17 protein-coding genes and 1 riboswitch are annotated in these 14,038 nt (G+C 47.6%); of the genes, 12 read left to right on the plus strand and 5 right to left on the minus strand.

The features are described from left to right. Nucleotides 1-10 precede the first annotated feature (10 nt). The 6 genes from B1728_RS06680 to B1728_RS06705 all read left to right on the plus strand — a co-directional run bounded on the left by B1728_RS06680 (nt 11) and on the right by B1728_RS06705 (nt 5,572). Complete coding sequence (locus B1728_RS06680) at nt 11-1,471, plus strand: sensor histidine kinase (protein ID WP_079909398.1); 1,461 nt, start codon at nt 11-13, stop codon at nt 1,469-1,471. Nucleotides 1,472-1,484: 13 nt separating this feature from the next. Beyond that, nucleotides 1,485-2,171 carry a response regulator transcription factor gene (locus B1728_RS06685; RefSeq protein ID WP_079909399.1) on the plus strand — a complete coding sequence of 229 codons (687 nt, stop codon included), beginning with the start codon at nt 1,485-1,487 and terminating at the stop codon, nt 2,169-2,171. A gap of 84 nt (nt 2,172-2,255) precedes the next feature. Then, nucleotides 2,256-2,516: a YqkE family protein gene (locus B1728_RS06690; protein WP_079909400.1), complete on the plus strand. Its 261-nt coding sequence runs from the start codon at nt 2,256-2,258 to the stop codon at nt 2,514-2,516. A 115-nt stretch (nt 2,517-2,631) separates the two neighbouring features. Beyond that, complete coding sequence (locus B1728_RS06695) at nt 2,632-3,996, plus strand: MATE family efflux transporter (protein ID WP_079909401.1); 1,365 nt, start codon at nt 2,632-2,634, stop codon at nt 3,994-3,996. Nucleotides 3,997-4,121: 125 nt separating this feature from the next. Continuing rightward, the gene (locus tag B1728_RS06700; RefSeq protein WP_179135914.1) at nt 4,122-5,192 is read left to right on the plus strand and encodes a stalk domain-containing protein; all 1,071 of its coding nucleotides are present in this window, start codon (nt 4,122-4,124) and stop codon (nt 5,190-5,192) included. A gap of 179 nt (nt 5,193-5,371) precedes the next feature. Beyond that, the gene (locus tag B1728_RS06705; protein WP_079909403.1) at nt 5,372-5,572 is read left to right on the plus strand and encodes a cysteine-rich CWC family protein; all 201 of its coding nucleotides are present in this window, start codon (nt 5,372-5,374) and stop codon (nt 5,570-5,572) included. Nucleotides 5,573-5,594: 22 nt separating this feature from the next. Here B1728_RS06705 and B1728_RS36180 read toward each other — a convergent pair whose 3' ends face one another. Both B1728_RS36180 and B1728_RS36185 read right to left on the minus strand, forming a co-directional pair. Next, nucleotides 5,595-5,750, minus strand: coding sequence for a hypothetical protein (locus B1728_RS36180; protein WP_179135915.1), 156 nt, complete (start codon nt 5,748-5,750; stop codon nt 5,595-5,597). A gap of 17 nt (nt 5,751-5,767) precedes the next feature. Continuing rightward, a complete protein-coding gene (locus B1728_RS36185; protein ID WP_179135916.1) occupies nt 5,768-5,938 on the minus strand; it encodes a hypothetical protein in 171 nt (56 codons plus the stop codon). Between the two features lie 268 nt (nt 5,939-6,206). Further along, nucleotides 6,207-6,363, plus strand: a riboswitch (FMN riboswitch). A 146-nt stretch (nt 6,364-6,509) separates the two neighbouring features. On the opposite strand from B1728_RS36185, the gene B1728_RS06710 reads away from it, so the two are divergent. From B1728_RS06710 to B1728_RS06720, 3 genes are all read left to right on the plus strand, one after another. Beyond that, complete coding sequence (locus B1728_RS06710; protein WP_079909404.1) at nt 6,510-7,505, plus strand: DMT family transporter; 996 nt, start codon at nt 6,510-6,512, stop codon at nt 7,503-7,505. 242 nt (nt 7,506-7,747) lie between these two features. Then, entirely contained in the window at nt 7,748-8,695 is a 948-nt protein-coding gene (gene trxB / locus B1728_RS06715) for a thioredoxin-disulfide reductase (RefSeq protein WP_079909405.1), read from the plus strand. A gap of 21 nt (nt 8,696-8,716) precedes the next feature. Further along, nucleotides 8,717-9,157: a Dps family protein gene (locus tag B1728_RS06720; protein WP_079909406.1), complete on the plus strand. Its 441-nt coding sequence runs from the start codon at nt 8,717-8,719 to the stop codon at nt 9,155-9,157. Between the two features lie 217 nt (nt 9,158-9,374). On the opposite strand, the gene B1728_RS06725 is transcribed toward B1728_RS06720, so the two are convergent. Beyond that, nucleotides 9,375-9,560: a hypothetical protein gene (locus B1728_RS06725; RefSeq protein WP_079909407.1), complete on the minus strand. Its 186-nt coding sequence runs from the start codon at nt 9,558-9,560 to the stop codon at nt 9,375-9,377. Nucleotides 9,561-9,685: 125 nt separating this feature from the next. Between B1728_RS06725 and B1728_RS06730 the strand changes: the two genes are divergently transcribed. Next, nucleotides 9,686-10,012 (plus strand): YnfA family protein, encoded by a 327-nt coding sequence (locus B1728_RS06730; RefSeq protein WP_079909408.1) that lies wholly within the window; start codon nt 9,686-9,688, stop codon nt 10,010-10,012. Here B1728_RS06730 and B1728_RS06735 read toward each other — a convergent pair. Next, the gene (locus B1728_RS06735) at nt 10,009-10,917 is read right to left on the minus strand and encodes a LysR family transcriptional regulator (protein ID WP_079909409.1); all 909 of its coding nucleotides are present in this window, start codon (nt 10,915-10,917) and stop codon (nt 10,009-10,011) included. The two genes, B1728_RS06730 and B1728_RS06735, sit on opposite strands and share 4 nt — an antisense overlap. Before the next feature lie 130 nt (nt 10,918-11,047). Between B1728_RS06735 and B1728_RS06740 the strand changes: the two genes are divergently transcribed. Together B1728_RS06740 and B1728_RS06745 are read left to right on the plus strand one after the other, a co-directional pair. Further along, entirely contained in the window at nt 11,048-12,139 is a 1,092-nt protein-coding gene (locus B1728_RS06740) for a branched-chain amino acid aminotransferase (protein WP_079909410.1), read from the plus strand. Between the two features lie 16 nt (nt 12,140-12,155). Further along, nucleotides 12,156-12,626 (plus strand): low molecular weight protein-tyrosine-phosphatase, encoded by a 471-nt coding sequence (locus B1728_RS06745; RefSeq protein ID WP_079909411.1) that lies wholly within the window; start codon nt 12,156-12,158, stop codon nt 12,624-12,626. A gap of 88 nt (nt 12,627-12,714) precedes the next feature. Here B1728_RS06745 and B1728_RS06750 read toward each other — a convergent pair whose 3' ends face one another. Continuing rightward, nucleotides 12,715-13,854 carry an AI-2E family transporter gene (locus B1728_RS06750; RefSeq protein ID WP_079909412.1) on the minus strand — a complete coding sequence of 380 codons (1,140 nt, stop codon included), beginning with the start codon at nt 13,852-13,854 and terminating at the stop codon, nt 12,715-12,717. Nucleotides 13,855-14,038: the final 184 nt, after the last annotated feature.

The following is a 14,038-nucleotide window of genomic DNA, read 5'->3' on the forward strand; positions in this document are numbered from 1 at the left end:
AGGATGACTAGTGTCCATACGTTTTAAATTATTGCTGTCTTATGCGGCAATGCTGATCATTCCGCTGATTCTCATCCTTATGACCACACTTTTGCTTGTCATTGTATACCGGGGCGATCTACAAAATCTTCATGATGTGTATGGGTCCGAGTCGATTCCTTTCACCGGTCACCAGACGGAGCGATTGATGAAGGAGCTGCGAAGGAATACCGAGAGCAATCCGGTCGTTTTCAAAGATAGGAGTTATTTGAATGAAATGGCACAGGAGCTTGCCGCGAACGGTTCCGGTTTGGCGGTGAGGAAGGATGAGCAGTTGACTTATGTATCCGAGGAGTTTGAACATTCCGAGCTGTTGAATCAGCTGCCGTCCTTTGAAAGAGCTGGCCACAGGGAAATAGTGCCGACCAAGCGGGTAGGCAATGAATTGTATTCGATTGTACAAATGGATTTTTGGTATGCCGATTCGCATCCGGGAACGGTTTTCATCCTGAGCAAGGTAAGTCCTTTCGTTAATTTTGCACGCAAATTTTTTCCTACACTGTTCGTTTCCATGCTCGTTATATTAGTCGTTACGAATGTTTCGTTGACCTATTTCGTTTCCAAGAGCATTATTGTCCCGCTCCGGCAGCTGGAAAGAGCGGCTAAGCGAATTAAGGAAGGAGATCTGGACTTTCAGGTGCGGCTGAACGGGCGTGATGAGATAGCACAATTGGGGCTCGCATTCGAAGAAATGCGGCATCAGCTTCAGCAGTCCATTCAAACCCAGCTGCAATATGAAGAGAACCGGAAGGAACTGATCTCGAACATTTCTCATGATTTGAAAACACCATTAACGGCCATTCAAGGCTACGTCGCCGGAATTCAGGACGGGGTAGCGGATACGCCGGACAAGATGAATAAATATATTCAGACCATATCCTCCAAAGCAGGGGAAATGGGGCGTCTGATCGATGAGCTATTCCTGTATTCCAAGCTGGATTTGAAACGGCTTCCGTTTCAATTTGAATCCGTTCGTGCAGCGGCTTTTTTGCAGGATTGGGCGGAGGAGCTGCAGTTTGAGCTGGATAAAAAAGGAATACTATTCGAGACAGATCTTCAAGTATCGCCAATAACACAGGCTTCCATTGATCGGGATAAGCTCAAACGAGTGATCTCGAATATAATGGATAACTGTGTGAAATATATGGATAAACCGGAAAAAAGGATTGGATTGCGGGCTTACGAAGCAAATGCCTCCATTGTTATTGAAATATCGGATAATGGAGCGGGCGTAGCTCCGGAAGCTTTGCCACATATTTTCGACAGGTTCTATCGGGCGGAACAGTCGAGGAATCAGCTTACCGGGGGAAGCGGATTGGGGCTTGCCATAGCCAAACAAATCATAGACGGACATGGCGGACATATAGAAGCTCAAAGCGTGCTGGGGCAAGGGACTCGGATCACGATGACCCTGCCCGCCAAGATCAAATAAAGATGGTGCTGAGATGAAACGTATCTTGATTATTGAAGACGAACAGTCGATAGCGGAGCTGGAGAGAGATTATTTGGAAATTAACGGCTTTAGAGCCGATATTGCCATGGATGGGGAAGAGGGCTTGAGGCTCGGGCTGCATGGAGATTATGATTTGATCATTCTTGATCTTATGCTGCCCAAAGTGAACGGCTTTGACCTATGCAAGCAGATTCGGGCGAAGCGCGACCTGCCGATGCTGATGGTCACGGCCAAGACGGACGATGTGGACATGATCCGGGGGCTGGGGCTCGGTGCGGATGATTATATTACGAAACCGTTCAAACCGCTCGAGCTGGTCGCAAGAGTCAAAGCTCATCTTGCCCGGTATGAGCGTCTTATCGGCAGTAAGAAATCTACAGACCTCATCGTGATCCGCGGATTGGAGATCGATAATGAAGCGCGCCGGGTATTTCTGAATGAACAGGAAATCTCGCTGACGAATAAAGAATTTGACCTGCTTTATTTTCTTGCCAAGCATCCGAACCGGGTTTTCAGCAAGGACCATCTGTTCGAAAGGATCTGGGGTGTAGATTCCCTCGGAGATACTCAGACGGTGACCGTCCATATCCGCAAGCTGCGGGAGAAGATAGAAATGGACACCAATAACCCTCAATACATTGAAACGGTATGGGGAGCGGGATACCGGTTTCGGGTTTGACATTCGAAGAGCTTGGGAGTACCATACCTTTAAACGAAGTTATCCTATTATCTGATGATGCATAAACAGGCAAGAGGTGAGGACATGGTCAAAAAAAGACAACCTGCTGCGGCTAAGCCGGAAGCAAGCGATAAACCGGCAACATTGAAGGATTTGCTGAATCCGGAGATAGTGAATAAACTGAAGTCGCAGGCTGACGATATGAGAGCCAAAGAAGCTGAACAGCGGGAGAAAAGCCGCAAAGAGGCGGAGGAATCGCGTAAAGCGGAGCAGAAGCGGCTTGAGAGCGACTTTGGTTACCTGCTGGAGAATAGCGGAATGGATTGGCGCAAATATAAATCCTAACCTGTATTCGTTAATAGTTTGACGGATAACCTAAGATTAGGTACAATGGGATGCTGAAGAAGGGCGTAGGCCAACGCTCTTCTTTTTTTTGTGTTTGGAAAGGAGAAGGGGTTATATGCAGCATGAATCTACATACAAGGGGAAAATCATTCAGTTTTTTTCGATTCTGGGTCCGATTCTGATGACGCAAATCAGCCTGAATCTGATGACTTTATTCGATACGATGATGTCAGGCAGAGCAGGCACTCATGATCTTGCAGGCGTGGCTATAGGAGCAAGCCTGTGGATGCCCGTATCCGTGGGCTTGAACGGCATTCTGCTTGCGGTGTCACCCATGGTCGCCCAGCTATATGGCAAGGGGGAGCTGCGGCAAATCTCGAAGACCGTAACCCAAGCGCTATACTTATCGCTGTTGTTGGCTGTAGTGATTGTCATTGCGGGCGGATTTGTTCTGAATCCGATCTTGACCGGCATGAATTTGGAGCCGGCCGTTCATCACATTGCCAAGCACTATTTGATAGGGCTGTCGATCGGGATTATTCCGTTATTCCTTTCGAGCGTGCTCCGATACTTTTTTGATGCGCATGGCTTAACGAGAATTTCGATGTCCATCATGCTGATCGCTGTGCCGGTGAATGTGCTTATCAATTACTTGCTGATCTTCGGAAACTGGGGCTTTCCCAAGCTGGGAGGAATCGGGGCGGGTTATGCGACAGCCATTACATATTGGCTCATTTTCTTCATCAGCATCTGGATGACGTTCAAAGTAGAGGCGATGAGAAGGTACCGGTTATTTGCAGAATGGTTCGCACCCTCCTGGAAAGCATGGAAGGAGCAGCTCAAGATCGGCGTTCCGATGGGGCTTTCCGTATTTTTTGAAGCGAGCATCTTTTCCGTCGTTACGCTGCTGATGGGCATGATGTTTAATACAGTTACCATCGCAGCTCACCAGGCTGCTATTAGCTTTACGACCCTCTTGTTCATGATTCCGTTAAGCATCTCCATGTCTTTGACGATTATTATTGCTTATGAGGTGGGGAGCGGAAGATACAAGGATGCAAAGCAGTACAGCCGTTTCGGGGTGCTGATGGCTATCGGCATTTTGGCGGTCAGCTCCATCTTTTTGTACGTGTTCCGCGAACAAATCGCATACTTTTATACCGATAATCCGGAGGTAGTGCAGCTGACCAAGCAGTTCCTTCTTTTCGCTATCGTCTACCAGCTGTCCGATGCGGCTCAAGCTTCGCTGCAGGGGGTGCTCCGCGGCTATAAGGATGTAACCTTCCCCTTTATTATCGCATTGGTTGCGTATTGGGTCATTGGTATGCCGACCGGCTATGTACTGGCTGCATACACGGATTGGGGACCGTATGGCTTTTGGCTGGGGATTACCATAGGACTTACCTTCGCCGCGTCGGGCTTTTATCTGCGCCTGCTTCGGGTTCAGAGAAAGTATGGCGGGCGTGCAGCGGGGAAATAGACTTTCGGAGAATCAGAAGAGTCGGCAAGTCTAGTATAAAAGACTTAAATAGAAAATATTGGTTACAAATACATCCTCTGCTGATATAATAATAGGAAATCTATCCTATTAGAGGAGTGTGTGAATTGAAAAATAGATTAAAAGTCCTGGCATTTGGCGCCATTCTGCTCATTTCGTCACAAAGCGCGGTTTATGCCCAGCAATCACAACAGATCGATGTTGGCTTTAATCAAATCACCGTCAAGGTCAACGGGGAAACCGTGAACAGCAATAATATTCTTTATCAGGGGACTACATATATTCCTATTCGAGATGTAGCTGCTATGCTGGGCATTGCCGCAAACTATTATGATAAAACGAAAACAGCCTATATTGGACAAATAGGTGCAGGCGAATTTTCTCCCGGGAATTCAGATACAGCTTCATGGGATGTCGTGAAGCCCGCGACTCCAAGCCATGATCCGATCATGCCCAAGAAAAATGATAAGATAGCGGTAGATTTAAATACCGTTAAGGTAAAGGTTCATGGCAAAGAAATTGCACAAAACAACATTTTATATAATGGTACTACCTATGTTGCTATGAGAGCTGTGGCTGAGTCACTCGATATGCCGGTGGCATTCGATGAAGTAACTTCAACTGCATACATAGGGCAAAGAAAGGAAGGGGACTCCTCAGAGCTTCCTGCAGAAACTAATGTTACCGAGCCGGAGCCTCCTGCAGAAACTAATGCTCCTGAACCCCAGCCTGTCGACACTGCAACGGGAAGCGGACTTTATGCAGTTCCAGCAGAAGGTGATATGGCGGGCTGGGAAATTTTAAAAGGACATGAGTATGAAGATATAGCCAGAATTTATTTTAAAAACAATAGTAGAGGTACTATCATTTCTATCCAGGTTCAGATTGAAGATGCACGAGATTTTGATCCTGATCAAATCATCCAGTGGACCGACTCTAACGGAAAGAAATTGCAGGGAAAGCTTTCGAATGTACATAAACTATTTGCTGAATTCAATAACTCTCTTACATCGGACTATTTTGAAAAAACCTTCGGTGATGTTTACATTAGCTGGATGGAGGTCAGAGGAGTCCCTGCGGATATGCTGGTTGAGAAATACTTGAAAGAAAGCGGTAAAATTGAGAAGCCAAAGAGCAATATCACGTTGACGCCGGATTTGAAAGTACAGACTAAATAGCCTGCCGCGGTGGATGAAATCAAATAACTCATTAAGCGAGACTACGCTGGCTTCGGTATATTACCGTCGTCAGCGTAACTTTTTTTATATGGAATCAACCTTCATTCCTATTTGTAATATGTAGTGATATCAAAGGGAATCAGAAGGTTACTCAAATTTCCGATACGAGGGGGATGGGGATGAGCAGCGATCTTCACAACGGAAAGAGATGCCCTTTATGCGGCGGTGTGAATGAATGCAGCGTCGGCAGCGGCGAATGCTGGTGCTTTCATACCAAGGTTCCTCAAGCCTTGCGGGACCAAATCCCGGCAGCGTTGAGGGGCCAAGCGTGCATTTGCCGCAAATGCGTGGAGGCGTACCCAATAAATAAAACCACCTAATTATAGGCGGTTTTGAAGGTTATCAGTTGCCGTCGATACTGGCTCTACAGGTTTCAGGCGTAGTCCTCTCCGATTCCTCGATAAGCTGGTTGTAGGCTTCAAGCTCTTCCGGGGTATTCAACACATCGGTTGCATCAGAGATGGCCCGCACTTGTTTTCTTGCTTGCTCTTTATCCAACGAAAGAGTCCTCCTTGTTATTGCTCAAAATTGGATGCCGGATTACCGAACGCATCCATCTTCTCATCTCCAATGATGTCGACGTAGGGCTTCACGCCTTCCGGAACTGATCCCGTGTCGGTGGCTTCGATTTCTTTTTCAATCAGGTCGTCTTGTCGATTGTTGTCCATAGCTTCCTCCGTTTTCATTATTGCTCCTGCTTTCTTAGAATCTGCATCGGTGCTCTTGATTATTCCGGGGCATCGAGCGATAGGCTCTGAGGGATGAGTTCAGCTAGGAGGACAAAGGACGCGGCAATCTTTATTAGGGTATTGCTTTTATTTATATAGTTGCTATATAATTCGTTTAAGGAAGTTCGTATCGACCCAATTTGTAATACAAAGCCTCTTTTGCCTGAACCGTGTTGATTAATAAAGCACCATAAGACATATGAGGAATGGAAAAAATAGAATATTGGTCGATCTTCGGGGTAGGGTGAAATTCCCAACCGGCGGTGAAAGGCAAGATTATTGCCTGCAGCCCGCGACTCGTTAATCTGCTTAAATTGGCAATTAACGACTGATTTGGTGAAATTCCAAAGCCGACGGTACAGTCCGGATGGGAGAAGGTCAGAACAAGCGTGTATTTCTGGTACGTTTATTTTCGTATGAAAATTTTTCCAGATCCATGCCTGTTTAAGTACGCCCCGTTGTCACATTGCTGATAACGGGGCTGTCTTTCTTTCGAAGCTTCCTTTTATAATAACAGGAGGTTATGGGGATGGAACACACATTGACAGCATCACCGGAAAGTCCGGAACGATCTAAGCCTGGCAGCCGGAGCGGGGTATGGCTCGTAGCGCTAGGAGCCGCTTTATGGGGAGTAGACCCCTTGTTCCGAATATTGCTTCTGAAATTTTTCACATCATCGCAAATCGTATTAATGGAGCATCTCATCCTGCTTTTATATTCCGTACCGGTGTTATGGATATATCGAAGCAAAATCCATGGCTTGACACTCAAGCACATTGTCGCGCTTATATTTATCTCTTGGGGCGGTTCCGCCATTGCAACGATCATGTTTACCTCCGCTTTTGCTCATGGCAACCTGAACGGTGTCCTGCTGCTGCAGAAGCTTCAGCCGTTATTCGCAATTCTGATGGCTAGATGGATCTTGAAGGAGAAATTGCCCGCGAAGTTCTCCATCTTTATTGTGATGGCTCTTGTGGGAACCTATCTGCTAACCTTCGGTGTATCGTTTCCGTTCAATGGACTGTCGGAATTCGGGGTCGTAGGAGGCCTGCTATCTATAGGAGCGGCTGCATTATGGGGCGGTTCGACCGTCATGGGACGGCTTCTGCTGGATAAGCTGCCATTCGAATCAGTAACTGCACTTCGGTTCATTCTTGCGCTGCCGCTGCTGTTCTTCACCACCTGGTTAGGCGGAGAAGCATGGCACTTCCCGACTCAGGCCGGCGATTGGGCGGGCGTATCGATTAACCTGGTGCTGCAAGCCTTCTTGCCCGGTTTGTTCAGCTTACTGCTGTATTATCGGGGGTTATCCAATACGAAGGCATCTTTTGCGACATTGGCAGAGCTGTTTTTCCCGGCTATCGGCGTTTTTGTCAACTGGCTCGTCTTTCATCAAGCCATTACAATGGCACAAATCGCAGGCTTCGTGCTCATCTGGTTCATGCTGTTTCAGCTGTCCCGACAGCAGGATGGACTGGAATCCAACGTGCCGGTGCAGCCGAAGCTGGCGAGAGAACGATCTTAACAGGAATACTTCAACCGTATCTTACAAGGTACGGTTTTTTATTTTTTACGCAAGTCTAATGCTCACCTTTTTTTTATGAAAATGGATCTGGAATCCTTCTGGAAATCTCTTCATGAAATATTCATAGTGTCTTCATCAGATCTTCATGAAACTTACTCAGCAGAGTGTTAAGATACATTTACCAAATCAATTTTAGACATAGTTTAAATATAAACAAAGAACAGCTTAAGGAGGCGCTCTTTATGTACAAAACAGTGATAATTGGAACAGGCCCAGGGGGATTAACTTCTGCAATCTATTTGGCAAGAGCCAATCTGAACCCGTTGGTGATCGAAGGACCGGAGCCAGGCGGTCAATTAACGACGACGACAGAGGTCGAGAACTTCCCGGGATTTCCTGAAGGAATCATGGGACCGGAATTGATGGCGAATATGCGTAAGCAGGCGGAACGATTTGGCGCTCAATTCAAAACCGGCTGGGTAAACAAAGTCGATTTCTCCAAACGTCCGTTCACCCTTTGGGTGGAAGGCATGGGGGAAATTCAAGCCGAGTCGGTTATCGTATCAACCGGGGCTTCCGCCAAATATTTGGGCATTCCGGGCGAGAGAGATAATGTCGGCCGCGGTGTCAGCACCTGCGCAACCTGTGACGGCTTTTTCTTCCGCAATAAAAAAATCATCGTGGTCGGCGGCGGAGATTCCGCGATGGAAGAGGCGAACTTCCTGACCCGATTCGCATCGGAAGTGATCGTGGTTAATCGCCGAAACGAGCTGCGCGCATCGAAAATTATGCAGGACCGCGCCAAACAAAACCCTAAAATCAGCTGGAGCCTAAACCGGACCCCATTGGAAGTCGTTAGTGGAGAGCAAGGGGTAACGGGTCTGAAGGTCAGAAATAACGAGACAGGCTTAGAGGAAATTATCGAGACGAACGGGATCTTCATTGCCATCGGCCACACACCGAATACCAAGTTCCTCGATGGTCAGCTGACTACGGATGATCACGGTTATTTGCTGGTGAAGCCAGGCACAACCGAGACGAACATTCCAGGCGTATTTGCCTGCGGAGACGTACAAGACAGCCGCTACCGCCAAGCTATAAGCGCAGCAGGGACAGGATGTATGGCAGCCCTGGATTGCGAACGTTTTTTGGAGAACGCAGAGTCCGGACTTCAAGCCGTACAACATTAATCATTTAGGAGGGATATCATCATGAGTACGAACCTGAACGAGATCTTAAACCGTCAAATTGCTAACTGGACTGTGCTGCATATCAAGCTGCATAACTTTCATTGGTATGTAAAAGGCCATCAATTCTTTACGCTCCATACCAAGTTTGAGGAGCTGTATACGGAAGCTGCTCTGCATATCGATGTATTGGCTGAACGGCTGCTGTCACTCGGAGGCAGCCCGGTGGCGACGCTCCAAGGCGCATTGAAATTAGCCTCTGTCCAGGATGCCGAAGGGGGAGAGGATGCGGAACAAATGGTAGAGAAGCTTGTTCAGGACTTCCGTGTCCTGATTGAGGAACTGAAGGCCGGTATGAAGGCCGCGTCAGAGCAGCAGGATGAAACAACAGGAGATCTGCTGTTGGGCATTCATGCCGGACTGGAAAAGCACGTATGGATGCTGAACTCCTTCCTTGGCAAGTAACTCAGCCGAAGCTTGCTTTCCAAGCAGTCAAAAGCTGCCCCGATGATAGTTATTATCGGGCAGCTTTTTTATTTTCACTAGACTTGGCAGCGTACCGAGATCATCGGATGTGAAACGGCCGCTCGGATCGCTTGAAAAATACATAGAAGATCGTTATTTTCATAGGCAAGATGTCGAATCATGGTGTAAAATAAATATATAGCGCCTTTGGCGAAAGTCAGTATCTATGCTCCTGAGGCATTAGTCCAAGAGCTGCGCTGGTCGTAATGTTTTCAATGGGAAGCGCATCCGGGTTTTCAATCTCTGTACGCGTGACAGGGGCGTGCTTGATTTCTTCAGCCTCGCCTTCCGTCAGCTTTCGGTCGAATTCATGCTCGAGCTTCTGAAGCTGCTCATTATCCACTTGTCATCCTCCTTCCTGTACCTAGAGTAGGCAAATCAGCAGCTTTTATACTTGGAGATAAGCCTTGCTGGCGAAATACAAGTGATGACCAAAATGAGATAGAATGCATAATAAGGAGTAGAGTCATGATGTTTGCCATCGTCTTATTTGTTCTTGCCGGGTTGGCCGAAATCGGAGGGGGTTACCTGGTATGGCTCTGGCTTCGCGAATCCAGGCCGCTTAGTTACGGAATCGCCGGAAGCCTGATTCTGGTTGTGTACGGAATCCTGCCGACCCTTCAAAGCTTTCCCAGCTTTGGACGTGTATATGCCGCTTACGGTGGCGTCTTTGTCGTTATGGCGGTGTTATGGGGATGGATGGTCGATAAAAAAATCCCCGATCTATACGACTGGATCGGCGCAGCCGTCTGCATCGTCGGGGTATCTATTATGCTGTGGGCTCCAAGGGGTTAATCCTCCTGCGGCTGATTGTCCGAGAAAATGTCGATGAAACGCTGGGCGGTTTTAGACAAATAGCGGTCCTTCAGCCATAATAAGCCGACATCCGATTGAAACGCCGCATCCCGGATGGTCAGAACCTTGACATTGGGAAGCGGGAAGGACGCCATGACCGATTTCGGGAATACCGTAGCTCCGATGCCTGCTTCGACAAGCGCCATAATGATGGCTACGCTGGAGCATTCGCATATGACGGTGGGCTCGAAGCCGTGACGGCGGCACTCATTCATTACTTTCTCGTGCAAGCCGGTCGTTTTATCCGTTTTGAGCGTCAGGAAGGGATAATTGGCCAGCTCAAGCATGTCCATCGAATCTTTGCCGGGGTCCGTACACCAGCTGCTTGGCAGAACCGTTACGAACGGGTCTGAAGGAAGCGGCAGGACGGAATAAGGCTGAGATTCGGAAGCGGATTCGAACGGCAAGCGGGCCACAACCAGCTCGATCTGTCTTTTTTCCAGATGGTAGCCCAGCAAATAATGATCCCCCTCCAGTATTTTGAAAGTGACCCGGGGATTTAACTGGCGAAACCTCTCGATTCGAGGGGGAATAAGCGAGATGCAGGACACGACGGAGCCTATAGCCAGCATGCCGCTCATGCCTTCTTCGAGCTCTTTGACCTCTTGAATGGTTTCGTTGAATTGCTGCAGCAGGCTTTCGGCTTTGCGCTGAAGCAGCTCACCGGCATGCGTCAGACTCAGCTTATTGCCATTTCGGTCGAACAAGGTGACATTGAGCTCCTGCTCCATAAGCTTTAACTGCCGGCTTAAAGGCGGCTGCTCCATGTTCAGAGCCTTGGCGGCGCGGGTAATTTGGCCTTCGCGGGCGATAGCGAGAAAATAGCGTAATTGTCGGATATCCAATGAGCTCTTCCTTTCTTTCTCAATACCTAATAGGTATGGGAACCCCATAAAACAGATATTTTTAATATACCTAATCAAGTGATACGATTCAACTAATAAGTAAGATAATTATGGTAAGGGGATGTTATCTATGTCGAATGTTTCTATCAGAATCGAACGTACAACAACACCAAAGCAAAAGCCGGATGAGGCGAAGCTTCCTTTCGGTAAATATTTTACGGACCATATGTTCATTATGGATTATGAAGAAGGCCGCGGCTGGTACGACCCTCGCATCATTCCATATCAGCCTATTATGATGGACCCTGCTGCAAAAGTGTTTCATTACGGCCAGACCGTATTTGAAGGGCTTAAGGCATATAAAGGCTCCGACGGTAAAATTCTTTTGTTCCGTCCGGATCAAAACTTCAAAAGACTGAACCGTTCCAACGAACGCATGAGCATCCCGGCCATCGACGGCGAGGTTTGCCTCGAAGCGCTGAAGCAGCTTATCCAGGTGGACCAAGACTGGATTCCTTCTCTGGAAGGCAATTCGTTATATATTCGTCCGTTCATCATTGCCGACCAAGCTACCTTGGGGGTATCCCCGTCGTTGAACTATAAATTTATGATCATCATGTCTCCGGTTGGCGCTTACTATGCGGAAGGCATCCATCCGGTAAAAATCTATGTCGAATCCGACTATGTTCGTGCCGTAAAAGGCGGTACAGGTAATGCGAAGACTGCAGGTAACTATGCAAGCGGCTTGAGAGCGCAGGAAGAAGCTACAGCCAAAGGGTACTCCCAAGTACTATGGCTTGACGGCGTTCACAAGAAGTATATCGAAGAAGTGGGCAGTATGAACGTGTTCTTCAAAATTAACGGCACGGTCGTTACTCCGGAGCTTAGCGGCAGTATTTTGGACGGGATTACCCGGAATTCGATGATCCAGCTGCTTAAGCATTGGAATGTTCCTATCGAAGAGCGTCAAATCAGCATCGATGAAATCGTCGAAGCTCATAAGAACGGAACCTTGGAGGAAGCGTTCGGTACAGGAACGGCTGCGGTAATCTCGCCTGTCGGCGACCTGTATTACAACGGACACCAAATGATCATTAATAACGGTCAAACGGGAGAGCTGTCCCAGAAGCTGTATGATACATTGACTTCCATTCAACAAGGGAAAGTACAAGATCCGTTCGGCTGGATGCTTGAAGTGAAGCAGCAAGCACTTCAATCCTAAAGCGGAGGATCATTCCATGATTCGCGTTCTGTTCGTATGTTTAGGAAATATATGCCGTTCACCGATGGCGGAGGCTGTTTTTCGCGCTAAAGTCAAATCGGCCGGTTTGGGCCATAAGATCGAGGTGGACTCGGCCGGAACGGGAGACTGGCATGTCGGTCATCCGCCGCATCAAGGCACCCGCGGGATACTGGACCGGCATCGCATCGACTATAGCGGAATTCAGGCACGGCAAACAGGACCGGCCGATTTCGGCCGATTCGATTACATCATTGCCATGGATTCCAGCAATATGAGCAACCTCAAGGCGATGATGCCGTCCGGCTCCAAGACGGTACTTAAGAAGCTGCTGGAGTTTGTCCCCGACGGTTCAGTCGAAGATGTACCCGATCCTTACTATACGGGGAACTTTGATGAAGTATATGATATGGTTAGCGAGGGTTGCGACCGTTTGCTAAGCTATATCCAAGAGCACGAGGCGCTATAAGATGTGCCGATAGTCCATAATAAAAAAGCTTACATCACATCCATGGGGATGAGGTGTAAGCTTTTTTCAATCTTTGGGACCGCGTCGGCTACTCCCGGATTTCGTACAAGCCCGACTTGGATTTGAACCACAGGAACAGGTGGGAAACAAACACCTTCAGTACGGCATAGCCGGGAACTGCTAGGATGATGCCTATGATGCCGAACAGATTGCCGGCGGTCAAGATAACGAAAATGATCGTTACCGGGTGAATGTGCAAAGTTTTGCCCATAATTTGCGGGGAAATGAATTTTCCTTCAATTAGCTGTACGATCGTCCATATGACAATCATTTTTAAAAGCATCACCGGCGAGGTTACACTGGCAACGACCAGAGCAGGCGTGATGGCGATTGCGGGGCCCAAATAAGGGACAATGCTGGTGCAGGCAGCTATAGCGGCCAGAACCAGTGAAAAATCAAGGCCAATCACCTGGTACCCGATGAAAAGCAAAAATCCGATGCAAAAGCTGACGATGATTTGTCCCCGGATATAGGAGCTGATCTGGTGACTCATTTCTCCCATAACTTTATAAGCAGAGTCACGTATGGCAACAGGAGCGAAAGATAGAATGTAAGACGGGAGGCGTTTTCCGTCGAGTAGCAGGTAGAACAGAATAAAGGGTACGGTAACGATAGCAAGCACCGTTTCTGTCACTGCACCGAGGAAGCCGCTTAAACTCGACAAGGTATGATTGAGCACGTCCGTTGCTTTCTGAGAGATGGTAGTCATCAGCTTCTCGGAGTTAAAGTCAATGGTACTGGCGAGCTGGTTCATTAACTGGCTGCCCATGAGATGCTCGAACTGCTGATTGATGATTCTGGAATAGGCAGGGATGTTCTGAATGAGACCCAGGATTTGCTCCCGTATCAATGGGATCACGATAGTGAGCAGCAGTGCTATGATCCCGATAATGATCAGATACAGAAGAAGAATGGTGTAGACCCTTTTGATTTTTTTAGTTTCCAAATAATGTACGATAGGATTCAGCAAATAGTAAAATACGCCGCTCAGCACTATGGGCAGCAGGACGGTTTTAAGCAGCACAATAAAGGGCTTGAAAATAAAATTAATCTTGGTAAGAACCAAAATGTTCAATCCTATAAGCAGCAGAAACAATAAGAAAAAGGTAAATTTATTATGGAGCACGAGCAGCCTGAAGCGCTCGGACCAGGTTCCTGTTGATCGCATAGGGGTTCCTTTCCGTTACATCGTATATCTTTAAAGTATTGACAATATTTGAGATATATAACGGTTGGGAAGTTAAAAAAAGACGAACATGTATCCGAATCTCGGAACGCGTTCGTCTCTAGGGTACACCCATTTGAATGTTAGTTTCACTTATGGTAGAATATCAGATACAAATAAATAAGAT

Source organism: Paenibacillus sp. 32352 (genome assembly GCF_002042965.1).
GTDB lineage: Bacteria > Bacillota > Bacilli > Paenibacillales > NBRC-103111 > Paenibacillus_S > Paenibacillus_S vulneris.